The sequence below is a fragment of the Gordonia crocea genome, assembly GCF_009932435.1.
GTDB classification, from domain to species: domain Bacteria; phylum Actinomycetota; class Actinomycetes; order Mycobacteriales; family Mycobacteriaceae; genus Gordonia; species Gordonia crocea.
The window spans coordinates 2,147,814-2,174,336 of the sequence record NZ_BJOU01000001.1; the positions used below are offsets into that span (position 1 = coordinate 2,147,814).

The 26,523-nt window shown below is 66.4% G+C and carries 21 protein-coding genes; 10 read left to right on the forward strand and 11 right to left on the reverse strand.

The window, feature by feature from the left end; genetic code table 11:
- Nucleotides 1–8: 8 nt before the first annotated feature.
- Together nbrcactino_RS10195 and nbrcactino_RS10200 are read right to left on the reverse strand one after the other, a co-directional pair.
- Nucleotides 9–581, reverse strand: a complete 573-nt coding sequence (locus nbrcactino_RS10195) for an RES family NAD+ phosphorylase (protein ID WP_186343335.1) — start codon at nucleotides 579–581, stop codon at nucleotides 9–11.
- 53 nt (nucleotides 582–634) lie between these two features.
- A complete protein-coding gene (locus tag nbrcactino_RS10200) occupies nucleotides 635–1,267 on the reverse strand; it encodes a DUF4279 domain-containing protein (protein WP_161927248.1) in 633 nt (210 codons plus the stop codon).
- 163 nt (nucleotides 1,268–1,430) lie between these two features.
- On the opposite strand from nbrcactino_RS10200, the gene eccA reads away from it, so the two are divergent.
- Nucleotides 1,431–3,200, forward strand: a complete 1,770-nt coding sequence (eccA, locus tag nbrcactino_RS10205; protein WP_186343336.1) for a type VII secretion AAA-ATPase EccA — start codon at nucleotides 1,431–1,433, stop codon at nucleotides 3,198–3,200.
- A gap of 48 nt (nucleotides 3,201–3,248) precedes the next feature.
- On the opposite strand, the gene eccCa is transcribed toward eccA, so the two are convergent.
- A complete protein-coding gene (gene eccCa, locus nbrcactino_RS10210; RefSeq protein ID WP_161927249.1) occupies nucleotides 3,249–7,295 on the reverse strand; it encodes a type VII secretion protein EccCa in 4,047 nt (1,348 codons plus the stop codon).
- A gap of 145 nt (nucleotides 7,296–7,440) precedes the next feature.
- Here eccCa and eccD point away from each other — a divergent pair, with 145 nt between their 5' ends.
- Together eccD and mycP are read left to right on the forward strand one after the other, a co-directional pair.
- Nucleotides 7,441–8,937: a type VII secretion integral membrane protein EccD gene (gene eccD, locus nbrcactino_RS10215; RefSeq protein ID WP_161927250.1), complete on the forward strand. Its 1,497-nt coding sequence runs from the start codon at nucleotides 7,441–7,443 to the stop codon at nucleotides 8,935–8,937.
- A gap of 4 nt (nucleotides 8,938–8,941) precedes the next feature.
- Nucleotides 8,942–10,342, forward strand: coding sequence for a type VII secretion-associated serine protease mycosin (gene mycP / locus nbrcactino_RS10220; protein ID WP_161927251.1), 1,401 nt, complete (start codon nucleotides 8,942–8,944; stop codon nucleotides 10,340–10,342).
- Nucleotides 10,343–10,406: 64 nt separating this feature from the next.
- On the opposite strand, the gene eccB is transcribed toward mycP, so the two are convergent.
- On the reverse strand, nucleotides 10,407–11,795 hold the full coding sequence (gene eccB, locus nbrcactino_RS10225; RefSeq protein WP_161927252.1) for a type VII secretion protein EccB: 1,389 nt from the start codon (nucleotides 11,793–11,795) through the stop codon (nucleotides 10,407–10,409).
- A gap of 113 nt (nucleotides 11,796–11,908) precedes the next feature.
- Between eccB and eccE the strand changes: the two genes are divergently transcribed.
- Nucleotides 11,909–13,681: a type VII secretion protein EccE gene (eccE, locus tag nbrcactino_RS10230; RefSeq protein WP_161927253.1), complete on the forward strand. Its 1,773-nt coding sequence runs from the start codon at nucleotides 11,909–11,911 to the stop codon at nucleotides 13,679–13,681.
- Nucleotides 13,682–13,759: 78 nt separating this feature from the next.
- On the opposite strand, the gene nbrcactino_RS10235 is transcribed toward eccE, so the two are convergent.
- The 7 genes from nbrcactino_RS10235 to nbrcactino_RS10265 all read right to left on the reverse strand — a co-directional run bounded on the left by nbrcactino_RS10235 (nucleotide 13,760) and on the right by nbrcactino_RS10265 (nucleotide 18,241).
- On the reverse strand, nucleotides 13,760–14,044 hold the full coding sequence (locus nbrcactino_RS10235; RefSeq protein WP_161927254.1) for a WXG100 family type VII secretion target: 285 nt from the start codon (nucleotides 14,042–14,044) through the stop codon (nucleotides 13,760–13,762).
- 30 nt (nucleotides 14,045–14,074) lie between these two features.
- Nucleotides 14,075–14,392, reverse strand: coding sequence for a WXG100 family type VII secretion target (locus nbrcactino_RS10240; RefSeq protein WP_161927255.1), 318 nt, complete (start codon nucleotides 14,390–14,392; stop codon nucleotides 14,075–14,077).
- A gap of 104 nt (nucleotides 14,393–14,496) precedes the next feature.
- Entirely contained in the window at nucleotides 14,497–15,282 is a 786-nt protein-coding gene (locus nbrcactino_RS10245) for an ESX secretion-associated protein EspG (protein ID WP_161927256.1), read from the reverse strand.
- Nucleotides 15,279–16,247, reverse strand: coding sequence for a PPE domain-containing protein (locus nbrcactino_RS10250; protein WP_161927257.1), 969 nt, complete (start codon nucleotides 16,245–16,247; stop codon nucleotides 15,279–15,281). The genes nbrcactino_RS10245 and nbrcactino_RS10250 overlap by 4 nt, the downstream gene beginning before the upstream one ends.
- Before the next feature lie 65 nt (nucleotides 16,248–16,312).
- Complete coding sequence (locus tag nbrcactino_RS10255) at nucleotides 16,313–16,621, reverse strand: PE domain-containing protein (protein ID WP_161927258.1); 309 nt, start codon at nucleotides 16,619–16,621, stop codon at nucleotides 16,313–16,315.
- Between the two features lie 19 nt (nucleotides 16,622–16,640).
- Nucleotides 16,641–17,927, reverse strand: a complete 1,287-nt coding sequence (locus nbrcactino_RS10260) for a hypothetical protein (protein ID WP_161927259.1) — start codon at nucleotides 17,925–17,927, stop codon at nucleotides 16,641–16,643.
- Nucleotides 17,924–18,241 carry a type VII secretion target gene (locus nbrcactino_RS10265; RefSeq protein ID WP_161927260.1) on the reverse strand — a complete coding sequence of 106 codons (318 nt, stop codon included), beginning with the start codon at nucleotides 18,239–18,241 and terminating at the stop codon, nucleotides 17,924–17,926. The genes nbrcactino_RS10260 and nbrcactino_RS10265 overlap by 4 nt, the downstream gene beginning before the upstream one ends.
- Nucleotides 18,242–18,706: 465 nt before the next feature.
- Between nbrcactino_RS10265 and nbrcactino_RS10270 the strand changes: the two genes are divergently transcribed.
- The 6 genes from nbrcactino_RS10270 to nbrcactino_RS10295 all read left to right on the forward strand — a co-directional run bounded on the left by nbrcactino_RS10270 (nucleotide 18,707) and on the right by nbrcactino_RS10295 (nucleotide 26,435).
- Nucleotides 18,707–19,399, forward strand: a complete 693-nt coding sequence (locus tag nbrcactino_RS10270; protein WP_161927261.1) for a hypothetical protein — start codon at nucleotides 18,707–18,709, stop codon at nucleotides 19,397–19,399.
- Between the two features lie 4 nt (nucleotides 19,400–19,403).
- Entirely contained in the window at nucleotides 19,404–19,712 is a 309-nt protein-coding gene (locus nbrcactino_RS10275) for a hypothetical protein (RefSeq protein WP_161927262.1), read from the forward strand.
- 50 nt (nucleotides 19,713–19,762) lie between these two features.
- Nucleotides 19,763–20,545, forward strand: coding sequence for a hypothetical protein (locus nbrcactino_RS10280; RefSeq protein WP_161927263.1), 783 nt, complete (start codon nucleotides 19,763–19,765; stop codon nucleotides 20,543–20,545).
- A 255-nt stretch (nucleotides 20,546–20,800) separates the two neighbouring features.
- Nucleotides 20,801–21,859 carry a DUF3558 family protein gene (locus tag nbrcactino_RS10285; protein WP_161927264.1) on the forward strand — a complete coding sequence of 353 codons (1,059 nt, stop codon included), beginning with the start codon at nucleotides 20,801–20,803 and terminating at the stop codon, nucleotides 21,857–21,859.
- A gap of 271 nt (nucleotides 21,860–22,130) precedes the next feature.
- The gene (locus tag nbrcactino_RS10290) at nucleotides 22,131–23,522 is read left to right on the forward strand and encodes an IS1380 family transposase (RefSeq protein WP_161927265.1); all 1,392 of its coding nucleotides are present in this window, start codon (nucleotides 22,131–22,133) and stop codon (nucleotides 23,520–23,522) included.
- A gap of 1,239 nt (nucleotides 23,523–24,761) precedes the next feature.
- Nucleotides 24,762–26,435 carry a Ycf46 family AAA ATPase gene (locus nbrcactino_RS10295; RefSeq protein WP_161927266.1) on the forward strand — a complete coding sequence of 558 codons (1,674 nt, stop codon included), beginning with the start codon at nucleotides 24,762–24,764 and terminating at the stop codon, nucleotides 26,433–26,435.
- The last annotated feature ends 88 nt before the right edge of the window (nucleotides 26,436–26,523 follow it).

A 26,523-nucleotide genomic window follows, 5' to 3' on the forward strand; every position in this document is an offset into this window, starting at 1 on the left:
GTCGCCACCTACAACACCGTGTAACCCAGTTCGAGCGCAGCGGTGGCGATCCCGGCATGCAACCCCGGGTGCGACAGCGGCAGCGACAACTCGGGCCGATCCGGCAACGCGTCGGCCCCCCGCTCGAACAGTGCGACACAGGGGCCTCCGGCGAACCGGCCCCGATACGCGATGCCGTCGACATCCTCGTACGCCTCGTGAATCGCGTGCGCCCATTGCTGGGCGACGCGGTGTGGTGCGGAATCCAGCGCGAATTGTCCCCCCGCCCGGGTCAACCAGGCGCCCCGCCCGATACCCCCGACGTCGAGCAGTGCGAGCTTGCGCGTGAACCGCGACGCGGTGAGATATGGCGTGCCGTGGAACCGGTCGATCAGCCGCGTTTCTTGGAACACCTCGGCCAGCGCGCCGCGCGGGCTCGCGGAGCCGTACCAGATCCCACTCTCCGGATGCATGCCCAGCGGCTGCGGGTGGTGGTCGAAACGCAGCACCGGCCCCCACGTCCGCGGGAAGTTCCACGGCAACACGTGTTCCCCTGCCGTCGCATGGACCCGCCAGACGACTTCGGACGGCAGTTTCACCATCTCTTCGCGCCGCACGCCGAGTGACCGCAGGTCATCGACGCCGGGCGGCCCCCCTAGACCGTCGACCACGATGCGGCGCTCACGAGATCCAGGACGTGCTGCAACTCTTCGTCGGTGACCGGGGCCCGACTCAGAAAGTCGGCAACCGACTGCGGATTACTGCCCTTCCGGGTCAACGACGGTTGCGGCACGGTCAGGATCTTGTGCACCTCCAGCGGGTGCGAGTCCGGGCGCAGCCGGGCGATGACCTCGTCGATGTGCGGCACGACCCCGCTGGGGGTGAACTGCGCGGACGGCATGAGGCGGCGTTCACCCCACAGGTAAGACCACAGCGTCCGCGCGGCAATGCGCTGGCGCACGCGCGCGGTCGTCACCCCCAGCCGCTCGGCCACCTCGTTCACCGTCAGCGACTCGGAGATGATCTGCTGCAGCTGAACGTCGCGCTGCAGGGTCATGACCGCAACCGCCCCGGGCTTCTCGTGGAAACCGGCCTCGGACAACAGCTTCTCGTCGTGGAAAGACAGCGCCGCATTGGCCAATCCGCCGTCGGCCGCCAGGGTCTCCAGGACCCCGACGAGCGCCGATCGGCCGACGCTGAGCCCGGTGACGGCGTGCAGCGCGTCCTCAAACCCGAGTTCTCCCGCCAGATACCGCTGAATGGGCTCGAATGATGATGCCGAGGTCATGGCCCCTCCCAACCCGATCGTCGAATTCGCTAACATCGATTACGACGTTAGCACCGTCGAACGACAAACCATGCCTACCCAGGCGCCGATGTCGCGCTCCGGGCGCCCGGCACCGTCGCGTAAACTCGCCGCTGTTGCAGCACACCTGAGTTATGGGGGCACAGTGGTCGACCCGCGGCAGACGCGTCAACTCTTCGACATCGGCGTTCTTTCGCTCGGTGTCCCGCTCGACGACCAGGAAGCGGCCCCCGACGCCAAGCAGGCGCTACTCGCCTTCACCCGCGCCAGCGAGGCCGAGCCGGACATGTGTGACGCTTGGTTGGGTCGGATCGCCTGCGGTGACCGCGACGGGGCCGTCATCTTCAACCTCTTCCGCTCGCGGTCCAACTTTCACCTGGAGTTCCGTCGCAACGGCCTACACCCCACGGCCATCGACGCCCGTTTTGCTACCGGCTACTACATCGACTACCCGATCCTGAGCCGGACCGACGTCGAGGCCGCCTACGCGGCGTCGCTCATCGCCGACCAGGACTACACCGCCGCCGACGAAGTCCTCAACGGCGCCCAGCGCACCCCGATCACCGATTACGTGCGAGGGCTGCTTCACTTCGTCACCCAACGCTGGCCCGATGTGATGAAGACGCTCAGTGGCTCCGGCGAGTGGACCGACGAGTACATGCGTGCCGGCGCCGACGTCATGGTGGGCACCGCGTGTGCCCGCACCGGATTGTTCGGCGAGGCGATCCGCCGCCTGTCGCAAGCCGAGGAGGGTCCGATCCCGGCGGCGGCGACCATGGCGCGCCACGTGCGCGGCCTGTGCCTGCGCGCCGACGACAAAGAGGACGAAGCACGGGCCATCTTCGAGGAGATCTACTCCCGCGACCCCGGTTTCGAGGCCAATGCGAAGGCCCTGCAGGATCCGCGCCTTCGCTTGATCATCACCGATCCAGCCGACGTCGAGCGGCGCACCGACCGGTGGGACCCCGACTCGGTGCCGAAGGAAGCTGCCGACGAGCAGTCCTCGGACCAGGTCGCGCTGCTGACACAGGCGCAGGCCGAATTGGACCGCCAGGTGGGGCTCGGGTCGGTGAAGACCCAGGTCGCCAAGCTCAAGTCGGCGGCACAGCTGGCCAAGGTACGGGCGGACAAAGGGCTCGCCACGACGGCGCGCAGCCAGCACCTGGTCTTCACCGGGCCACCGGGAACAGGTAAGACGACGATCGCCCGCGTCGTCGCCAAGATCTACTGCGGCCTGGGCCTGATCAAGTCAGACAAGCTCGTCGAGGCCAGCCGCCGCGACTTCGTCGGCCAGCACCTCGGTGCCACCGCCCCGAAGACGTCGGCGCTCATCGACTCCGCCCTCGACGGTGTGCTGTTCATCGACGAGGCCTACACCCTCATCCAGGACGGCCTCTCCGGCGGCGACGCCTTCGGCCGGGAGGCCGTTGACACGCTGCTGGCCCGCATGGAGGCCGATCGCGATCGGCTCATTGTGATCATCGCCGGATACGACGGCGAGATCGACCGCTTCCTGGCCACGAATGAAGGCCTGGCGTCGCGGTTCGCCCGCCGGATCGGATTCGAGTCGTACTCGCCGGCCGAACTCGCCCAGATCGCCGAAGTCCTTGCCGATGGCCGTGATTCGCTGTTGACCCCGGAGGCGGTCGCTTTGCTTCACGACGCCTGCGGCCCGCTGTTCGAGCGGACGTCAAACGACCCCACCGCACCTCGGCAGCGACTCATCGACCTCGCCGGCAACGGTCGGTTTGTGCGCAACGTGGTGGAGGCGGCCGAGGAAGAGCGCGAGTTCCGACTCAGCTCCGGCGACGTCGACATCGCCGAACTCTCCACCGAAGACTTGACCACGATCACCGCCGAGGACATGCAGGCCGCGTTGTCCTCCGTCCTGAGCGGATTGCGACTGCCGGTCTAACGCGTCGGCGGGTCGGCCCGCTGCGCGCGGCCACTGCACGCCGACCGCTCAGATATCCTTCGGCGGGCTCCAGGCCACCTGCACGAGTCCTTCGCCATGGTGGCGGGAAACCAGCATCGCCTGACCCGGCGGCCGCGGCGCACATTTCGTCGTGCCCAGCAGGATTCCCTCTTCCTTGCTGCCGCTCATCACCAGACCGTCGGCGGACACATCCTTCATGCGGGCGATGATCGGGTCGTACAGCGCCCGCGACGCGCCGCCGGCACGGCGCGCCAGAATCAGGTGCAGACCTACGTCGCGCGCTTGCGCAAGATAGTCCAGGATCGGTGTGATCGGGTTGCCGGAGGCCACCGCGACCATGTCGTAGTCGTCGACAACGACGTAGAACTCGGGTCCCTCCCACCAGGTTCGATCGCGCAGCTCCTTGGGGGTGATGTCCGGGCCGGGCTGGCGGCTTTCGAGCACTCCGGCCAGGTCGGTTAGAAGCTGCGCCGTCGTACCGGCCTGCGTGGCGTACCCGGCGAGGTGGTTCCCCTCGACCTCGCCCAGCAGGGTGCGGCGGTAGTCGACGAGGACAATCTTGGTCTGGGCCGGCGTGGAGTTCTCCACCAGGCCGCGGAGCAGGGTGCGCATCAACGCGGTCTTGCCACACTCCGTGTCGCCAAAGACGAGCAGGTGGGGCTGCGCGGCAAAGTTCAGCACGATCGGGGCCAGTTCGGCTTCGTTGACACCCAACGCCACCGAGGTCGGCTTGCGTTCGTGGATCTCCCATGCCCGTGCGGCGAGTTCGGCTCGGTCGACGCGTTCGGGCAGCATGCGCACATCGGGCGCCACGAGGTCGCCGTATGCGTCGGCGACCTGGGCGATCGAATCGACTATCCCCTCCTGCAGCGTGGTCGGGTCGGAACTGCCGTCCAGTCGCGGCAGCGCAATCAACATGTGCAGCGCGCTGGGCGTCAGGCCACGGCCGGGGCGCCCGTTGGGCACGAGCTGGGCCACCTTGCGGTCGATTTCCGAGTCCGCCGGGTCACCGAGCCGCAACTCCAGGCGGGTTCCGATGAGGTCCTTCACCGCGGGCCGGATCTCCATCCAGCGCGATGCGGTCAGCACCAGGTGGATGCCGTAGGACAGACCCTGGCCCGCCAGCGCGGTCAGCTGCTCTTCGAGCATCTCGTATTCGCCGCGGATGACCGACCAACCATCGACGACGAGGAAGACGTCGCCGAACTCGTCCTCGAGCACCGGGTCGTCGGCGCCAGCCGCCAGGGCCGCCCTCTTGCGGCGTCGGAAGTCGCGGATCGACTCGATTCCCCAGTCCCGGAACCGAGCCTCCCGTTGACGCAGCAGGGCGACCATCTCGGCGACGGTCCGTCGCGCCCGGTCGTCCTCCATCCGCGTGGCAACCGATCCGACGTGGGACAGTCCGGCGAGGCCGGTCAGCGTCCCGCCACCGAAATCGAGGCAGTAGAACTGGGCTTCGGCCGGCGAGTGCGTGGCGGCGGTGGCCATGATGAACGAGCGAACCGTCGTCGACTTGCCCGATTGCGGCCCGCCGACGATCGCGACGTGGCCCTGCGCCCCGGATACGTCGACGTAGAGGGTGTCCCGACGCTGATCGTAGGGCCGGTCCTCGATGCCCAAGGGCACCACGAGCGCCCCGCGGACGACGTCGGGGGAACGCCAATCGTCGTTCGGGAACAGGTTGTTGACCGCCGGCGACGCCTCCAACGGCGGGAGCCAGACTTCGTGCGCGGGACGCCCGTGGCCGACGAGGCGGCTGACGACCATGTCCAGCAGCGTCACCGTGCGGCCGTCGCGGATCAACGGTTGCGGTTCGGCGCTCGGGCGGACTGCGGCCGGTTCGTCGGAAGTCGACTCGACGGCGTCGACGGCCACCGGGCTGGCGGTGAACAGCTTCAGCGCTCCCCCGCCCAACGTGCGCCGTCCCAGGCCGGAACCGCCGCCGGCCTCGTCCACCCCGGGCAGGTACGGACCGGAGACGTAGGAGGCGTTGAACCGCACCGGATCGTCGGCGTCGGACTTGAGGAAGGCCGAGCCGGGCAAGCTGGGCAGGTGGTAGGCGTCGGGAACGCCGAGGACCGCCCGGGACTCCGCCGCGGAGAACGTCTTCAGGCCGATTCGGTAAGACAGGTGCGAGTCCAACCCGCGCAGCTTGCCCTCCTCCAGGCGCTGCGATGCGAGCAGCAGGTGCACGTGCAGCGAACGTCCGAGGCGGCCGATCATGACGAACAGCTCGGCGAAGTCCGGCTTCTGCGATAGGAGTTCGGAGAACTCGTCGACGACGATGAACAGCGCCGGGAGCGGGTCCAGCTCGGCGCCGTTGCGACGAGCCTTCTCGTAGTCTCCGACGTTGGCGAAGTTGCCCGCAGAGCGCAGTAGTTCCTGCCGCCGATTCATCTCGCCCGCCAGCGCATCGCGCATGCGGTCGACCATCGCGAGTTCCTCTTCGAGGTTCGTGATGACTGCGGCGACGTGCGGCAGTTCGTCGAGCCCGAGGAACGTCGCACCGCCCTTGAAGTCGACCAGGACGAGGTTCAGCGCGTCGGGCGAATGGGTGGCGACCATGGACAGCACCAGGGTGCGCAGAAACTCCGACTTACCCGAGCCGGTGGCGCCGATACACAGACCGTGCGGGCCCATCCCGTACTCGGCCGCTTCCTTGATGTCCAACTCCATGGGACTGCCGTCGCGACGGATGCCGATCGGAACACGCAGTCGTTCCCGCGCCGACCGGGTCCGCCACACGACCGCCGGATCGATTCGCCCGGCATCGCCGGCGCCGATCAGCCGCATCAAGCCAGGGTCCGACACCTCGGTGTCGGGAGTCAGGTTGACCAACTGCGCGGCCGTGGCGAGGCGATAGCGCGCCATGCGACGGGCAATCGTCTCGGCGAGCGAGACGCTGACCTGGTCGGCCACGGCGAACTCCTCGGAGTCGGTGGCCGTGCGCGCCGCCAGCACCCCGTCGTCTTTGATCTCCAGCTGCAGGCCCTTGCGGGCGGTCAACTCGTACGCCGCGCCGCGGATGTCGATAACCGTCACCGAGTCCAGGCCGCCGTCGTTGATGACCGGTTCACTACCGGAGACGTACCCGTCGGCCAGCACGACCACCCACTGCACGCGCCCCTGGGTCGGCGGGGCGCTGCGCGCCCATCGGCCGCGTTCGATGAGGTCGGGTCCGTGGTTCTTGTCGAAGTCGCCCAACGAGCGGTACAACATGCGGGCCGGACCGATGCCATCGGTCTCGGCCGGGTGCAGGGCGTGCGGCACCCACTTCAACCACGACCACGCCTCGGCGTCGGGGTCGGCGCAGATCACCGCGATGCGCACGTGGTCGGGCCCGTGCATCGTCGCGATCTGTACCAGCATCGATCGCAACAGCGCGTGGACCCGCTCCGTTGAGCCCTCGATTCCGATTGAGGCGAAACCGCGCATCGACACCGCGGTCGGCATCCCCCGCGCCACGGTGTGGGAGCGGATGAAGCGGCGCAGGGCCATCATCGACACCGGTTCCAGGTCTTCCAGCGGCCCGGTGTCCGGCGGTGAGAGGCGCGTCGCGAGCCGCTGCGAGCCGATGCCGACGCGGACATGGCAGAAGTCGGGGTCGTCGGGGCGGCGCTCCCACATGCGGGTGCCGCCGATCGCGGGCAGCAGGGCCGCTGGCTCGGGGTGCGACCAGGCCAGCGAGTCGTGCTGATCCTTGGTCGTCGTCTCCACTTCCTCGCGCATCCGCCCGAGGTAGCGCAGATAATCCTTGCGTTCTTCATTCAACTCGGCGGCGCGCTTGCCGTTGCCCCGGTTGCCGCCGCCGAAGAACATGCCGGCCATCGAGACCATCATCATCATCGGGAACATCAGCATCATCGGGTTGCGCAGGGCTGCGGACCCGCCGATGGTGATGAACAGGGCGATCATGCCGACCATCGCGACGACCATGACGACGGGCAGTAGACGCAACAGGATGTTCGGCGGCACTGCGCGCGGGATCTCGGGCGGCGGCTGAAGCGCCAAATCTCCGCCGGGCGGACGCGGTTGTTTGCGTCGGGCCCGCCGGACGAATCCATCGGTCGTCATAGCGCCCCCCACCCGTGCCCGGTCGATACGGCCGCGAATGCTGCGGCGATTTTGGCCGTCGCAATGCTAACGCACGAGGCGTGGCGAGTTGGCGGGAGGCGGGCTCGTGTAGCATCCCCGACGGCTGATTAGAGGGGGCTTGCAGGTGACTGATCCTTTGTCATCGACGGCAGATTCGACTGATTCGGCATCCGGTGCCGACGTGATGGCGACGGAACTGACGCGGATCTCGGTGCTGTGCGGTCGTCGCCAGATCGACGTCGGCGTACCGTCCGAGGCTTCCGTCGCGGCGCTGTTGCCCGAACTCGCCCGCCTGTTGCTGCGCAACGAATTCGACGAGCCCGCCGAGGTGCCCCCGGATCTGACCGAGCAGTGGACGTTGAGCCGAGTCGGCCAGCGGCCCCTCGACGACAACCTCTCCCTCGCCTCTGCTGGTGTCCGCGACGGTGACCTCCTGGTGCTTCGCACCGAGTCGACCACCGAGATCCCGGTCATCTATGACGACGTGATCGAGGCGATCGCGGGTATCAACGCCCGTGAGTTCGGGTCGTGGTCGCCGCGCTCGGCGCGCTGGATGGGCGCGATCGCCATTGCGGCAGCCACGCTTGCCGGGACCATCACCGTGCTGCCCGCCGCATCCGACCCAAATCGCTGGGGTGCCCTCGCTGTTGCCGCTGTCGGCGCCATCCTGTTCCTGGTGGGCGCGATGGTCAGCGTGCACCGCCTCGGCGACCGCACCGTGGGTGCGTTGCTGACGTGCGCGTCCTGTACCGCCGCATTCGCTGCCGGCTGGCTCGTGGTCGGATCCGCCCATGTGGCATTGGCGTTCTTCCTCGGATTTGCCCTCGCCGCCGTCGTCGCGATCCTTTCGCTGCGGGTGACGACGGGGAGTCCCCTGGCACACATGGCGCTGATCTCCGGAGCGACGCTCGCGGCCGTCGGTGCGCTACTGCAGACCTTGTGGGGCGCTGAGTTGGAGAAGTCGACGGCCATCATCGCGGTCACGGCCATGTTCGCCGCGTTCGTCGGCCCCCGATTCACAATTCTGTTGGCGCGCCTGCCCATTCCGACGGTGCCCAACGTCGGTGAGCCGTTGGCCGACGACGATTCCGACCCGGCGATCAACGTCGAACAGGGTGTCGCAGCCATTGCGAACCTGGCGATGCCGCAGTCGCAGGCGTTGGAGATCCGCGCCAAGGCCGCCAACAGTTACCTCGCCGGCCTGGTGCTGGGCAGTTCGGTCGTCGCTGTCGCCGCTGCGACGGTCACCGCCTACCCGTACCGCGGCGCCCATTGGCAGGCCTTCCTGTTGGCCCTGTTGGTCAGCATCGGTATCGCCTCCCGCGGACGGCTGCACCGCGATGTCAGCGCGGCCGGTGCGATGATCGGCGCCGGCTTGGCCGGCGCCATCGGACTGGGCATCATGGTCATCCTCACCGGCGGCTGGTGGGCGATCGTCGGCTACGCCGGACTCCTCATCGTGGCCGCCGGCGCGGGCTATGCCGGCGTGATCGTCGCCAATCGGGACTACACACCGCCGATCCGTCGAGCGGGCGAAATCCTCGAATACGTCCTCATCACCATCTGTGTCCCGCTCGCAGCGGGGATCGCCGGGCTGTTCGGCCTGGCCCGCGGGCTCTGAATCCATGGCGCGCCCGAGCCTGCTCCGCCGCGGCACCGCGGCCCGTCTGGCGGCGGTCGCCATCGTCGTCGGCGGGTCCCTCGGTGCCCCGATGGCCACCGCCATCACTCCGCCGAAAGTGAGCGGCGGACCTCCCGGTGCGGGTCCGGTGGCCCCGTCGGAACCGACGCAGCAGAGTGTGGTGTGTGCCGAGCCGGCGACCAATGGCACCGACGTCACCATGCCGTCACCCCCGTTCGCCTCACTGGAGATCGCCAAGGCGTGGGCGTTCTCCCGGGGCGCCGGTCAGCGCGTCGCCGTCATCGACACCGGCGTCACCCCGCAGCCGCGACTACGGGTCGTACCGGGCGGCGACTACGTGTCCGCCGGCGACGGCACCGCCGACTGCGACGGCCACGGCACCGCAGTGGCCGGTCTGATCGCCGCCAAACCCAGCACCAACGACGCGTTCGCGGGCGTGGCCCCCGAGGCCACCATCATCGCGATCCGCCAATCCAGTCCCTCGTTCCGCGAGAAGAACAGCAGCGACGGGAACAAGTCCGGCAAGACCAGCAACGGCTACGGAAACACGACGACGATGGCCCGCGCCATCGTTCGTGCGGTCGAACTGGGTGCCACGGTCATCAACATCTCCCAGGTCGCGTGCATGAGTGCCGGATCGGCTGGACAAGAGGGCCGCGACCTGGGACGGGCGTTGGCGTGGGCGTACCGGCGCAACGTCGTGGTGGTGGTCGCCGCCGGCAATATCGGTAATTCGTCGGGCTGCAAGCCGCAGAACCCGCCACCGGCGACGTCGGATCCGTGGACCTCGGTCACCACCGTCGCGACTCCGGCCTGGTACTCCGACTACTCGCTGGCCGTCGCGTCGGTCGAATCCGATGGTTCGGTGTCGCAGTTCAGCCTCGCCGGGCCGTGGGTTGCCGTCGCCGCCCCCGGCTCCGACATCGTTTCTCTCTCGTCGCGGCGCAAGGGCCCCGAGATCATCAACGGCGAAATCGCGCAAGGTAAGTTCGTTCCGTTGCAGGGCACGAGTTACTCCGCCGCGTACGTCTCCGGTCTCGCCGCCCTGGTCCGCGCCCGCTACCCCAAGATGACGGCGGGCGAGGTGATGGACCGCATCCGCCGGACCGCGCACGGCCCGGGCCCGCGGGACACCTCGATCGGATACGGGATCATCGACCCCGTCGCCGCGCTGGCCGACGAGGTGCCGCCCAGTTCGATGCTGGCTCAGCCCTACGCCACCGGGAAGGTCGCCGCGCCTCCGCCGGAACCGACGAAGTCGTGGGCTCCGTGGATCGCGACGGGGGGCGCGTTGCTCGGCGGCATTGTGCTGCTTCTCGCCGTGTTCACGCGGACCCGGCCCGCGCACGACCGGCGCAAGCTCGTTGAGGGCATCGACTTCTGACGTCGCGGCAGCGACTAGCGCTCACCGTCGCGACAGCGACTAGCGCTCACCGTCGCGGCAGCGACTAGCGCTCACCGCTTGCAATGTCGTTGTGGGTGACCAGCGCTGCCTCGCGTGAAAGCATCGGCCCGGACGGAAGCAGCGACACCACCGCCCACGGGGCACGCTGCGGCTCCGGCAGATTCAGTGTCGCCACCTGGTCGTCGGGCACGGCATAGCGGACGCCGGTGTCGCTGATGAAGAAGTACGAGTCGGCCCGCTTGCTGTCGGAGGTGCTCCCCGTGGTGCGGACCGCCCAGCCCTTGCCCGGCGGCAGTGCCACCTCGTCGGCCTGCGCCCCGGTCCGCTTACCGGCGACGACGGACATCAGCTTCGCCCCGGCCGGCACCGGCAGATCGGCTCCGCTAACCACCGCGATACCGGCCGGCGTCCAGTCGTAGCACAGCGCGACCGGGTTCCCGATCACGCGCGGCGCCTGCTTGGGGTAGGACTCGACGCTCAGTGTGCGGACCCGCGGGACACCGGCGAGGTCGGCCGGGCGCACCGGCACGACCGACGAGCGGTAGCGGACCTGGATCATCGATGCCACGAGCTTGGTGATCGGTTCGATTCCGTCTTTGGTCAGGGCGAACATTTCCTTGCCGGTGACCGCGTCGGATTCGAGGATCGACCCGATGGTCGCCGACTTCGGCAACGAGAACCGATTCGGCTTGCCGACGTCGGCAATCGTGGGCGCGACGATCGCGCGCGACGCGGGGATCGCGTTGAGCAGCGCACGCGACACCGGGCGCCCCTTCAAACCCTGCAGCTTCAGCGCGTCAACGACGGCATAGGAATCAGTGTCGACCTCGGCCCGCGTGTTGTTGGTGATCAAGTACGCCTTACCGTCGACCTGCACCAGCGCGGCCGTCGACGATCCGAGGCGCTGTCCCGCCCCGATCCCGCCGACGATGACGGACACGGTGATTCCACTGCTCTCGTTGTTCGGGTTGGAGGTCTTGTCGCAGACCGCCCAGTTGCTGTCGCTGCCGGCGCCGTGCGCATCCAACGACCACGGGGCGCCGGGGATGCCGATCAGCGGCCCACGCGGGTACTTGTCGAGCAGCGACTCCTTCACCGACTTGGGCACCTCGGCCGATCCGGTGGCGAGCCGCGCCGAGGCGAGGTTGAGCACCGGGTGTACCCGGTCGCCGACGACGGCGAACAACGATCCCGACGTCTTTGACACCAGGATCTTGGCGTCGCCGACCGATCCCTGCGGCTTGAAGAACGACATGACCAGCCCGACGAGGATGATCAGCACCGTGAAGACCGCGCCTACCATCAGCGACTTCACCTGGGCGCTCATCGGATCCTGGATCATGCGCACATCACGGCGGACCAGCGCGTGCTCGAGCCGACGCACCAAGAACCGATAGCCGTTGACTTGAGGCTTCGTGGTGCGTTTCGCCATTGAGTGGATCCCCCGGTCATGGCCACCGGGTGGCCGGCGGCGCGCAGTCGTCGCTACGACGATACTTGCCTGCCCGCAGGCGCTGACCACCCGTCCTGCTAGCATCTCCCGTCGTGAGGTGGGGAGCGAAAGGCCGTGCGACTGATGCGACGCCGCTGGTAGCCGGCCGGACCGCATTGGCACCGGCGGGCACCGTTCTCATGCACCCCGACGGGCAGTACCGGCCCCCGCGGCCCGACACGTCGCCGCTCACCGAACACCCGCAACCGCTGTACAAATCGGTGCCGTTGTGGACCATCGTCGTCGCCGAACTTCTCGCTCTGGGCCTATTCGTACTACTGACCCTCACCCCCCTGGCGTGGTGGGCGAACGCACTGATCACCGTCGTCGTCGCCATTGCACTCGCCATGGCCCTGGCCACCCCGCGCGGGGGCATGCCCTTGGGCGCCCACATCCAGCGGCGCCTGGCGTTCGTGCGCCGCGGGCGCGGCGAGAAGTCCACGCAACGCCCGCCGTTCGACGTTCCCACACCCGACGGCGGGCTGATCGGCCTGTTCTGGGACGGCACCGAACTGCTATCCGCGCTTCGGATCGCCACCCGTCCGGGCGAACTGACCAGGCTGAGTCCCGGCGTCGGGCCGGAGCGGACGCTGAACGTCGGCACCATCGCCCGCGCACTCCACCAGTTCGACATCGAAGTGACGTCGATCGACATCATCACCCACGGCTGGCAGACGCGGACCAGTCCGTATCTGGCCCGCGTGTACACCGAACTGATCGGGACGCTCGGCGCGGTGGCGCACCAGGACGTGTTCTTGGTCATGCGACTCAACCCGTCGCACTGTCCCGACGCCGTCGTATCCCGCGGCGGCGGTCCGGCCGGTGCGCTGCGCACCGCCATGTCGGCGACGCGCCGGCTGGCCAACCGGATGGCCGCCGAGTCCTATCACGCTACGGCCCTGACCGCCGCCGAGATCACCGCGCTCTCGAGCCAGCTGTTGGATGGGATGCGGCTGCCGAACGCGTCCGAGACGTGGGGCGGGGTCGACTGGGCAGGCTATCGCAGTACCGTGTACTCGCTCGGTCCAGGCCTGGATGTCGCTGCGTTGCAGGACATTTGGTCGCATCCGGGAATCTCGGTGACCACACGCACGGCGGTCCAGAACGACGGTGGGTCGGGTATGCACGCTATCGACACGTTGGTGCGCTACGGCACGACGGGCCCGCTCAGCCAGCCACCGGTACCCGAGCTGACCCTCCTCGAGGGGTATCAGCTGCCGGCATTGCGGTCGACGCTGCCGTTGGGTCGGCAACACTTCCCCGCCGCCGAGGGCCTGGGCACCGTGGAGGACCTCGACGCGATCCACCTCGCCGTCGGCGGCTGTGGCCAATTGGTGGGCGCCGACGAGCAAGGCCGGGCCGTCGCGATGAACCTCTTCGGCCCCGGCGTGAAACGCGTCGAGGTCTGGGGCGGTTTGACGCTCGCGCAGCAGATCGTGTTGCGTGCCGGAATCATCGGCGCCCGAATCCTCATCGACACCGACCGCCCTGAGGTGTGGCGCACGATGGTCGACGCGGTGGCGGCCCCGGCCAGTCTCTGGGTGTCGTCGTGGCGGATGCCGGCCCAACCGGGCATCCCGCAGTACACCTTGTGCCTGCTCGATTCCGATGACGCGGTCGAGGATCCCGCGATCCCCACCCACATCCGCGTCAACCGTCGGCCCGCAGCGTCACTGTCCCTGCAAGAGGGCGTCGACGTCGCCTTCCACCAGAACGCCGACGATCCGACGACGGTCACCGTCGTCAGTCCCGGTTCCCGCACCAATCTGCGCCTCGTGTCGACCAACGAGGAACGCCAATTGTTCGCGTCCCAGAAGGTGAGATAGCCCGCCGTCGGTCCAACGCAACAGTGCCGAGGTTTACTGCCACAGAGCGGCAGCAAACCTCGGCACTATCGGTATGAATCAGACCCAGGTGTTGGCGATTGCCTTGTTGGTGCCGTTCATGTTGTCACTGCCCTGCGAGGCGGCGTTGATGATGTTGCCGAGCACGCCCTGCAACTCCTCCGAGCCCTGCAGCCACTTGGTGTAGGCGGCGCGGAAGGCCTCGGCCGACTCCGGGTCCTCCCACAGCGACTGCGTGGAGTTCTTGATACCGGTCATGTCCTGCACCAGCTGAATGAGCTGGGTCTTCTGCTGCGTGGCCTCGGCCATGACACTCGCGATGCCTGCGTAGTTGTAGTGGATCATTGAAGTGTTCCTTTCGAAGGTGAGTCGTCGTCAGACGTTCATGTTGAGGCCGCCGCCGGCGGACTTCACCGCAGCCGTGGTGTCGTCTTCCTGGGCGCCGTACTTGGTGAGGCTCGCCTGCAGTTTCTGGATCATCTCGTCCATCGCCGTGCTCATCTTCTGAGCCGCACTGTTGTACTCGTTGCTGACAACGGTGAAGGCCGCCTGCGCATCGCCCTTCCAGACCCCGCTGCTCTGCTCCATGGTGGAGCGGACGCGCGAGAGCAGACCGTTCATCTCTCCGTGGACACTCTCGGCCTTCGACTTGGCCGCCTGCATCCCTGCGATATCAATCTGAGTTCCAGCCATCTGGACTCTCCTTTCTGAGTGACCTCAGCATCCGGCGATCGAAAGCCTCGGCATACATGAAGCGGCACGGGCCGCCCTTCTTCCCCCGGCAAGCACTGACCATGTCAGGCCCCCTCGGGTAGCTCGATAAGCAGTCGGGCCAGTGCGTCGCGCACACGTTCCCGACTTCCCGGGGCGATGGTGGTCCACCGCCGTGGATCACCGAACTCGGCGAGCGCGGTGGAGACGATCCGCCCGTACGGCGTGTCGAGGATTGCGACCACGCGCGGGACGGTCAACGCCGAATGGTACAAGACGATCTCAGTCTGACCAGTGCAAGTCGTGAGGAGCGTCCCCAGTTGGCCGGCCAGCGTCGCGTCCTCGCCAAGTGCTGCGAACGCGGCGGCATATTCCTGCGCGGTGCGCGCCGAGGCCATGTGGCGGTCCAGATCATCACTGGGACACCGGAACTCGCCAATCCGCGCCGGCGCACCGACACCCAGGTGTGGGACAAGCGCCGCGACGACCAACTCGCCGTCGCGCGGGAGGGTCTGCGGTGTGAGGGTGAAGGTTTCGCCTTGTCGAACGACGAGGAGCCGGGCACTGCCGCGTGCGACCAGGCACAGCCGCAGTATCTGCTGCGGGTCGATCCGGCGGCACTCGATGGTCCACGCCGGGTTGGCCAGCGCGCGCAGCCACTCGGCCAAGGCGAAATCGATATCGTCGTCGGCCTCGAGGATGCCGCGCTCGGTCAACGCTGCGCGAGCGGTGAGCTGAGCGGCCTCGTCGGCGGTGGCGTCGAGGTCGACGGCGAGAACGGTCGGCAACACTTGCAGTCCGAGGACCCCGCACAGCACGGTCAACTCGTCGACGGAGAGGACGAGGCTGTCAGTCGCGGCAATCACACTCACGTCGAGGCCTCTTCCGTGGCGCCGAACACCGCGGGTGCCGCGGTCTGTTCGCCGACCGCCACCGCGGAGTCACCCTCGTCGACGGAGGTCAGGTTCAGCTGGCTAACGGTCTGCGCGGAACCCGCGGCAGCCGATGACGCGCCGACCGGACCGGCCATCGGCGCATGCGTGGTGGTCGACTCGTCGACCTCGGTCATGTGGGCGACCTCCGTCTGGGTGACTGACTCACCCTCGACGGCCGCTTTGTCTGCACCCTTGACGGTGGTCTTGCGGGCGTTGTGCTCACTGGTGTCGACGGTGCGCGCGGTGGGCGCCATCATCGCGCCGAGTGCCGCGAGCGCCCCGGCGGGCAGCCCCACCGCGCCCGACGCCGCGCCGGTGCCGCCCAGCGCCTCCGGTCGCTTCACCGTGACGACCTTGACCAGTTTGACCGGCGCGACGACCGGCTCCCATGGTTGGGCGACGGGAGTGGTGGCCTGCTCGTAGGTCTCCATCACCCGGGCAGCATTCGCCTTGACCGTCTTGAGTGAGGATTCGACGAACGCCATGCCGCCGCCCAGCATGCTGCCGGCGGGGAAGTCCATGGCCTTCATCGAGTCGTGCAGCTCGGTCAGCGACTCCACCTCGGCGGCCTGCGGCATCGTGGTGCGTGCGACGGTCGTCGCGACGGCCTGCACCTCGGCGGCCTTCGCATTGTGGTGGGCCATGTCAGCGGTTTCGACCAGCCAGGCGTGCAGCTTCCGCAACGCCCCGACCATGCCATCGCCGCCGCTGCCGTGCCACCCCTCGTCGACCGACTTGATGATGTGGGCAACATCCGCGGTGAGCTCGTTGAGCTCGGTTTCGATGGACAACCAGGTCAGTCCCGACTCAAAGAGTGCCTTCGGACCGACCCCGTTCATGATGTCGCGCGCAAGCTTCTCGGCAGGATGGCGCTGCCACACCTCGCCGGTGAATCCGGGCAAGTCACTCCCCTAGTCGCGTTGTCCGAACGCGGCCCGCGCCAGTCGGCATCGCCGCGGTTGCTTGGTTAGACGAAGACGATCGTCGTGGCGTTCTCGCTGTCGACCTTGGTCACCGACGAACCGTGGGTCGTGATCGCCGCCGACACCTCGCGCATCGTCGCGGTCCCCTTCGCCAGCTGCTCGTCGAACGTGGTGGCGACGGTGTTGAAACTGTGCGCCGCCGCGACCGAAACCTTGTCGGTGCCGGCCGCAGACACCTTCAGCGCCTCCCGGGCCTGGTTCATGACGCGGTCGAGCCGTTTCGCGACGTCGTCGAGGTTGGCGGCCGAGCGGCTCGTCGCAGCGGTGTCGACGGAGAGCGGGGTGTTGGTCACGACTTCGATTCCTTCGCAGTCAGGTTGTCAGGTCGGGCTCGACGGCCGGTCCGTGACCGGTGTCGAGGTTGAGAACGGTGCTGTCAGGGGCGCCGACGGTCGCCGGGGACGCCGTGGGCAGGTCACCGACGAGCTCGGTGTGGGAGACGTTGAACGCCTGGTTGCGTTCGTGGCCACCGCTGCTGCTACTGCCGGCAGCTGCCGCACCGGCACCCGCCGCCCCAGCGCCACCCATCGGCATGAACCCACTGGTGGTCTCGCTGACGGTGGACCTGGTACCCGTTACCATCTCGCCGGAAACCGACCGGACAGACCCGGTCCGGTTGGGCGAAGTGTTCAACGGCTCAGCGGTACGCGCGCCCAGCGGCGTCGCGACGCCGCCACCGCCGCCGCCACCACCGCCGCCCTTACCGCCACCCTTGCCTGCGCCGCCCTTGCCGAGCTTGTCTCGGTCCTTCTTGGCACGCAGGGCGTCCTGGCGGGATTTGAGGTTCGGCTTGGGCACCGGCTTGCCGACTTGGTTGGCCGCACCGCCGAGCGACGAGACCGCCGATGTCAGTCCCTGGGCCGCCGAGCTGATTCCGGAGGTCGCGGCGGAGAGCGCCTGCGGCACGGCGGTGATCGCGATCGGCGCCGCCTGCGCGAGCATCTGCCCGGTATGGACCGACAGTTCGGCGCGCGCCTCGGCGACGATCGCCAGGCCCGCATTGAGATGTGCTGCGGCGATGCCCAGCAACGCAATCGCCCCCGGCGGGGAGAAGATCGCGACGTTCATTGTGGCGACGACGCCGGCGAAGCTGGAGATGACGCCTTGCAGCAGGGCCGCATTGCGTGCGACCACCGCTGACGCGGAGGTGGTGGTGCCCGAAATCCCGCTGCTCTGAGTACTGGTCGCCGCGCCGTTGGCCTGTGCCGCGGTCCCGGTGGCCATCGCGGCCATGGATGCCACTCCACTCCAGAGCGGTTGAACCGCCTGCATGGCGGTGGAACCGAGACCCACCGCGGTCTGCAATGCGGAGGAGAGCTGGCTGAAGATCTGCGTCGGGTCGAACGGCGCCGACCCCAGGTTGCCGGTGCCGAAGCCGGCGAGCATGTTGGTCAACGGCTTGAACAGCGCCTCGACGTCGATGACCGGCAACTCGGGGAGACCCGGCAGTGGCGGGAGACCAGCAGGGATCTGCGGCAACGGGGGCAGCCCAAGGTGATTGAGAAAATCAGGAACCGGCGCGTTGAGCATCGGGGCGACCGGACTCTGCATCAGCAGGTCCATGCCGGTCGGCGCCCCACCCGCCGACGTCGGGGTCACAGCGTCTTGCCTGCCGACTTCAGTGCGGATGCAGTGTGCGCATCGGTCTGGTCATAGCCGCCGGCAGCCGCGATCGACGACAGCGCGGTGCCTTGGTGAACCGCGGCGAGCATTCCCGAGGAGACAACGTTGTTGAACTGGGCGAGTCCGAAGGAGGCCAGGAAGTCTTGGCCGATGAGACCGAACACGGGAACCATCACGGCCACGTTGGCCGCGAGGTTCACGCCACTGGCGGTCGCGATCACGTCCCCGATACCCGACGAGGCGACCCCATACGCCCGGATGGCGTCGCTCTCTGCAGAAACCTCGTTCATCGTCGTCCCTCCGTTTCACGCAGCCGCGGTGGCCTGCCGCTACTCGTACTCATAGGTGCTGGTTCGCGATCGGTCGCTGTCGGCCTGGGTCGAGCGAGCCGCTTGGCCCCCAACCCGCGCCGAAGATCTTGTCCGGCCACATCCCCGCTGTCAACACTCCACGGTCACCTGGATGACCCTGGCTCCGATTCAATGGGTAGACCCTACCCTGCGGGTCGCCCGTCCGGTGCACGGGACTCGCCGAGGCGAATCGACGCACCGAAACGTGCCGCGCCACTGACCGATCACCACAAGCGAGCCAGTCTCCAACCCACTGAGCACTCCACGGTTCGGGACCCGGTCATTCGGATGTCGCAATCGCTCGTTGCGCGACGGTAGGCGACATGTAAGCTACCGCCAACCGACAAGCCGACTCCGCTATCCCAGCGTGCGAATCCGGCGGGACACCACAACTAGGGGGAGCACTTGGACGAGTTCGAAGATCTACTACGGGAGCTCCAGGAAGCCCAGGACGAGGTAGCCAGCACAATTCAAGGTCTGACGACCCTTGACCAATGGTCCCGAAATCCACAGATTCCTCGGATTGGCTCTGACGAGAGCGGCTGTGTCACCGTACGACTCGGCTCTGACGATTTGCCCAGCGAGATAACCATCCTCAGCGATTGGCTCAAGAAACAAGTAGTCCTTGACAGTGCAATCACCGACGCGATGACCGCCGCCGCGGCCGAGGCCTGGAAACGCGCCTCCGAGGCGCTCGAAGTCGCCGGCCCGGGGGTTCAGCAGCCACGAGTGGAACTGGAAGTCCCCGACGCGGTCCCCGGAGCGAGCCTGAGCCAGACGCTCGAAGAAGTGCTCGCCTTTGCCGAGAATGCCGACGCGGAGGAGCTTTCCCGCTCGGTGACCAATCGTGAGAATACGATATCGATCACGGTCGGCCCGATTGGCATGTTGGATTTGAGTATCGATCCAGACTGGGCCGCCCAGAGATCCGCCAACGAACTGACAAGCGAACTCGAGCGAACATTCGAGGAAGCGCGACCAGTGGTCGCGTCATTGAAGAGCAAAATTCGCCAGAATCGCGGTGAAGCAGACAATCTCCTTGGAAGACTCTTCGGCGTCCTTGGCGACCTCACAAACGACACTGGAAAGGCCCAATAAGACAATGCCACCACCCGATGAGCTGTGGGTAGCAATTGCTGAACTCAAGGCGGCTGGACCACTTTGGCACGACAAGAGCGCAATGATGACATCGCTTTCACATGATGCGACGGGACTGAAGTGGTCCGGAGGAGGCGGGTGGTTGTTTTCCGACTTCCTAAAGGCATACAACGAGGCGATTGACTCCGTAACTACGCTATCCAGACAAGCCGCAAAAGAGATGACCGCAATCGGCGAAACACTCCAAGACGCGGCTAATACCTACGAAGCAGAAGAACGCAATGGCGTCCATAGACTAAAAAATCTTTGGTGAGAAATAATTACCTTCCCGTCACCTAGCAACCGATAAGGACACTGATATTTGTGCTCGCACAGCTCGAACAGATAATCAACGACCTCCGTCGGCGGCTCGAACAACTTATTGAGCAGATAGAAGATATTCGACGTACATTTGAAGAAGTCGCCAACCGATTCCTCATTAGAGTAATTCTACGAATATCGCAAGCAGTAATATCGGCAGCCGAGAGGTTCATGGAAGCGGTCTCTCGGGTCGCCAAGTGGATTGCTGAGCACCTCAAGTGGGTCCAGGCGCCATTTTTCCTGCTAAAGGTGCCCGACGATTGGTCTGCCATAAGCAAGAAGGCCGGAAAGACTGCCGGCGGCATGAAAGATCCGGAAATCACACTCGCAAGCCATTGGGAGGGCATGGCTTGGGTGAAATATGACCGTGTGCGCAGTGACCAAAACAACGCTACAAAAGGGATCGGATCGGTTGCCCGGAATATTCAGGATGGGGCACAGAGTACTGGCGCTGCCGGCGCGGTATTCTATTCGGCTGTCCTCGTAGCGGCAGCCCAGCTTGTCGTGGAGGTTACTGCGGAAGTCGCGGCTGCATGCTCGGGTGTTGGAGCAATCCCGGCCGCCGCGGCAGGTTGCCTCACAGCCATGAAGTGTATGACGATAATGATGACCGCAGTAGTTGCACTCCAGACCTTCCTGCTCACAAAGAAGGGCGATACGAGGTCATTGCGCAGCGAGTTCCAGGATGAATCCGACTATCCCGGTGGCCAGTGGCCACCTGCAACGACAAGGGGGTACTCGGACGCAACCGTAACCGATGGAACCAACAGGTGGTCGGTCTACTGAGGTGTCTAGCTGACCGCTATTCCTCCCCCAATATGGAATCGCTCAGTATGTCTACCATACCCTCGGGCCTTGCCTCCTCGCGTGTCGCCAAAGGCCATGCCCGTTTGCCATCGGTACGCGGCTTCGCGTACGGGTTGTTCGTTGTTGCTGGAACGGGACTCCTTGGTGGTGTCTGTGGTCTCGTTCTAACGACCCTTCGCACCTCTACATAACGCCACCCATACCAGAAATGCCAGGACCAATATGAACGCGCCTATGTCGTCGAACAGTTACATCAACAAGTTACAGCTTGAGCAGCGTAATGGCTCGCCGGGGCTTCGCGTGCCGATTGTCGTTGTCGGCGGAGCGGGGGTCCTCGCGTCGGCGCTAGTGTCTGTGGTCGCGCTCTGGCGCGCCGCTCGCGATGCGAGCGGGAGCGACCTGGATTTCGAGACGCCCTGGCCCTACGTTGCACCGTCACTCATATCGCTGCTGCTCTTTTTGGCCGTGATGCTCTCGGCGGTCATGCGGCAGCAAAGGGCGCGGACACGGACCGTGGCCGGGCTGGCGGGCAGCATCGTGGTCGTCAACTCGCTGGGCGCGTTCGCCGCCGGTTTTGGCGACGAAACGTCGAATCTGTCGCCACCGATGAAGGCCACGGGGTTCATCATCCTCATCCTGCTCGGTCTCTCCTGTGCCGCGGTCGGCATCCCGTCACGGCGCCGCTACGCCACCGAGTTCCGGGTATTCGCAATCGTCGCCGTTGCCGTGATCCTCGGGGTTGCCTTCGTCGCAGCCGGAACCGCTGGTGACCGAAGCAACTTCCCCGCCACCCCCACCTCGACCGTGGCCACCGCCACCGTCGAAGGTCCAGAATCGCCGTGGAACGACCACCTACCCGACCCGTGCGCCTTTCCACGCGCGGCACTGAAGAGGTCCGGCTTGGGCACCAAGATCCGCGTTCTCGAACTGTCCCCCACCGCAGCCACCGAATACTCCGGTGCCCGTCGCGCCTGCCAACTCACGGTTACGCCCTCCGTTGAGGCCACCACCACATACGCCACCAACAGTTTCCACCACGAGGCGGCGAATGCCCGACGCGGAAAGTACGTCACCACCGATGCGACTGTCTTCGGCCAACCCGCCGTCCAATACAAGCCCGGCCCACGCCTGTCCGGTCATATCGGGAAAGAATGCTCGGTCCTCGTGGGCACAGCGTTCGGCACCGTCACCTTCCGCGTCGACTCCGACGACGCGCGTCCCGACGAGGAACTCTGCGGACACGCGACGCGCCTGGCCGCCGCCATGTACCCCCACATCCCGACGCATCGCTAGTGGACTCGATTGGTATCGGCCCGCCCGAAGCCTCCGCGGCCAGCCCCAGATCCAGGTGGATCTGCCCGGCCGCGAGCCGCTCAGCGCTCCCGAGGCAGTCTTCACAGTCCGAACGAAGGCCACCCGCCCAGCCTAGAACCCGTCGATTAGCCTCGCTATTTCATAGCGAATTGACGAACACGCGGCCCAGGACATAAAGAAAGGTGCTCTGACCTGGAATAATCGTTCTTGCGACAGCACGACCAAGCGAGGACGAAGGAGCACCTTTCTGGTGAGTAACTCTACCCTGTTCTATCCGCAGTCGACGGTCACCGGTGACGGTGCGGGGATCGTGTCGCATGCGGGTTTGGCGTTGGTGACCCGCACAGCCGAGGTCGCAGGCCTTCCGAGGCTGTTGAGTGATGCGCTGACGCCGTGGCGCAAGGACTATGCGACCCATGATCCGGGCAAGATCGTCTTGGATCTGGCTGTGGCGATGGTCGGCGGCGCCGACTGCGCCGCTGATCTGGCGGTGCTGCGTGGCCGCGAGACGGTGTTCGGGCCGGTGGCCTCGGATCCGACCGTCTCTCGCCTGATCGCGACCCTGGCCGACGAACCGGTCGCGGCGCTGGCCGCGATCGCCGGCGCGCGGGCTGTGGCACGAAAGACGGTGTGGGAGTTGGCCGGTGAGCATGCCCCGAACCATCGGATCGATGAACACCACCCGTTGGTCATCGATCTGGATGCGACCCTGGTGACCGCGCACTCGGAGAAACAGGACGCGGCCCCGACCTATAAGCGGGGGTTCGGGTTCCACCCGCTGCTGGCGTTCATCGACCACGGCCCCGGTGGAACAGGGGAAGCCGCCGCAGGATTGTTGCGGGCCGGGAATGCTGGGGCGAACACCGCCGCCGACCACATCACCGTCCTTCACCGGGCCCTGGCCCAGATCCCGGGTCTGTGTTGGCGGGCCGGCCGCAAGATCCTCATCCGCACCGATAGTGCTGGCGGCACCAAAGGATTCCTGAATTACCTGCACAAACGGGGCCTGTCGTATTCGTGTGGGATTGGTATGACCCCGGCCATGGCCGCCGCGGTCGAAGTGCTGCCCGCATCGGTGTGGACCCAGGCCTACAACGCCGACGGCCAGCCCCGTGACGGGGCCCAGGTCGCCGAACTGACCGGGGTCCTGTCTTTGACCGGCTATCCGCCGGGTATGCGGGTGATCGTGCGCCGCGAACGCCCCCACCCCGGCGCCCAGTTGCGGTTCACCGACACCAACGGATGGCGCCTGACCTGCTTTGTCACCAACAGCAGCCGCGGGCAACTCGCCGACCTCGAAGTACGGCACCGGCTGCGGGCCCGGTGCGAAGACCGCATCCGGGCCGCGAAAGCGACCGGCATGACGAACCTGCCGTACCACGACTTCACCAAGAACCAGATCTGGCTCGCCATCACTGAGTTGGCCACCGACCTGACCGCCTGGACCCAGATGCTCGCGCTGACCGGCACCGATGCGCGCACCTGGGAAATCAAACGCCTCCGCCTACGCCTGTGGGCGACCGCCGCCCGCCTGGCCCGCCACGCCCGCACCCGCCGGTTGCGTTACGACCAGCACCACCGATGGACAGCACTGCTGATTGCAGGCCTGCACCGCCTCGAGGGCTACCGCACCAGCCGCTGACCTGCCGGACCCGACCCGACCAACCAACCCCGAAAGACCACCGCCGGTGACGTGAAACCCGGCCGCCACCAGCGACAACGGTCGCCCTGTCATATCCACAGGACATAATCTGTTCTGCCGCAATCAATCCGAACCGATCAGGCCGGGAGCGGCACCTCACGAAAGATCGAGGTTAGTGTCCCCTGCGACACCATCACTACAGGTCACAGCCACGCGAACCGGCGATTCCGCGAAGATGAGCCAAGTCAGGGCAACACACACTACTGCTCCAACCCAGGAGGAAGTCACATTGGTGCACCATGACCACTTCGATCGGCTTGCGAGAGTACAAGTCCTCATCGCCGCTATCCCCGGTTGCCTCTTAGCCGGGGGTGGAGCGGCAGTCCTAGCCTTGGTCAGCGGGTTCGAGGCATGGCCCGTCGTACTGGCATCAGCGCTGGTCGCCTTGCTCTTTATGACTGTCGCAATCGTTACGATGGCGAGCCGACCGATCCCAAACACGGCCATACAGGCGCTATGCTTGGCGATGGTTGTCGTTGCGCTCGGGGTTCCACTACTAGCCACGACGGTAACCCACGTCGACCTTGGTCAGGCATTGGCGTTCAATGTGATGCTGTTGCCCATGGTTATCTTTACTTTCACTGGCGCTGTCCGCCGTCGCCGCTGAGTAACCCTTGATATCAATAGACTCCGCCGCGAACCAAGCATGTCGCAGGTGAGCCATTCCCCGAATAGTCCCGAGGAAGCGCAAGAGGGGCGCGGAAGAACGATCGCGTATGCCGCCCTCGGCCTCCTGTTTACCCTCGCCCTTTCTACTTCCATCTGGGCCCAAGGGCAGAGCGAGGAACGTGCGTACGTCTACATCGGCCGAGCGATGGCGGCAACCTATCTCGCCGTCATTGTTCTCGCCTGGGCAAAGCAACCCTTCCCGCGCGTAGTGCCGCCGTCCTCGCCGGGCTCGCCTTGATCATCCTCATCGCTACCGGCAAGGTTGCCTCCAGTTCGTGGTCGATCTACGGCGGAGGCCCCATTTGGCTGTTGCTGTTTGTCATAGCCGGCACGATTCCGTCCTCCGTTCAGCTCGGGAAGAAGCAGCGGCCACCCGCCAACTGAATTCGGCACCAGGGCACATCACCACCTCATCGAACCCCTCACATAGACTCCTTCCATGCCGCACCCACGAGACCAGCGCGCGCCGATCGGCGCCTTCGCGTCTCGAGAACGAAGGGTGACGACCCGATGACCAGTCGCGCAGAGCGGTTCCGCACCGATGTGACGATGATGCTGCGCGCCCGGTTCCCGATCATCGCCGTCGAGACTTTCGAAGAGCACCGCGTTCTGGATTCGGTGCGCACCATCCTGTCTGATCCGGAACTGATCCGCACCCCGCGACCGCTGCACATCTGGACCGCCACGCGCGGCTTCGTCGGTCCGGATGGCGACTCCGCCTCGAACACCGCCGACCCCGCGTCCGCACTCGACTGGGTCCTGCACCAGCAGGATCCGGGCGTGTTCGTCATGCACGACCTCCACCAGTTCCTCGGCGACCGCCGCCGCCCCGCCGAACCGTCGCTGATCCGCGCCCTGCGCGACCTCGCGTCGTCATTCAGCCAGGGCATAAACGCAAGGTCGCTCATCCTGATCTCGCCACACTTCACCGTGCCCCCTGATCTGGAGAAGGACGTCGTCGTCCTGGACTTCCCGCTTCCCGACGAGCCCGAGCTCCGCGCCGCGCTCGACGAGATGGTCGCGGCCAATGCCGGCGGCAACATCCGGATCGACCTCGATGAGGACGGTTACGAGCGCCTGGTCAAAGCAGCCCTGGGCCTTACCGCCAACGAGGCGAACAACGCCTTCGCCCGGGCCATGGCCGACGACGGGATCCTCAACGTCGACGATGTCCGCATCGTGCTCGACGAGAAGCGCCAAACCGTGCGCAAGTCGGGTCTCCTCGAGTTCGTCGACTCGAAGATTGACCTCGACGATGTCGGTGGTCTGCAGAATCTGAAGCGATGGCTCGCCAAGCGCAACGGGTCGTGGCTCGGCGAGGCCACCGACTACGGCCTGCCCGCGCCGCGGGGACTGCTGATGACCGGCGTGCCGGGTTGTGGAAAGTCGTTGACCGCCAAGGCCATCGCCGCGGCGTGGGAGCTGCCACTGCTTCGCATGGACATCGGCAAGGTGTTCGCCGGCCTCGTCGGGTCGTCGGAACAGAACATGCGCTCAGCGATCCAGGCCGCCGAGGCCACCGCACCGTGTGTGTTGTGGGTCGACGAGATCGAGAAGGGCTTCGCCCCCACCAACAGCAGCGGCGACTCCGGCACCTCCAGCCGCGTTTTCGGGTCGTTCCTCACCTGGATGCAGGAAAAGCAGGCCCCGGTCTTCGTCGTGGCCACCGCCAACCGCGTTGAACAGTTGCCCCCAGAGCTGCTACGCAAAGGCCGTTTCGACGAGATCTTCTTCGTCGATCTGCCGACGGCACCCGAGCGCGCCGACATTTGGCGGGTCCATCTGGATCGCGGGCTCGCGAATTCGAAGGCGGCCGGGTTGGCGATTTCCGACGAGCTGGTGGCCGGGCTGGTCGCCGCGTCGGAGGGATACACCGGCGCCGAGATCGAGCAGGCCGTCATCGCCGGACTCTTCGACGCCTTTGCCGATCGTCGCACCCTGACCGAAGCCGATCTGCGTCGGGCCATCGAATCGATGATCCCACTCGCCGTCACCCAGGCCGAGCAGATCGAGGCGGTCCGCGCCTGGGCCGCCACACGAGCCGTCGCCGCCACATCCGAGCAGGACCGCACCGGCTATGCGGCCACCCAGCCCCTCGCCGAGACCGCTCCATCCGGAGATGACCACTCCCCCGATAACACCGACTCAACGCGCACCCGGGGCGGTCGCATCATCGAGTTCTGAACCAGCGACGGAAAAGAGTGATATGAGTATCGCCATCGTCCTACTGCCCGCGGCCATCGCCGCGGTCAGCGCACAGCAGCCATCCGGT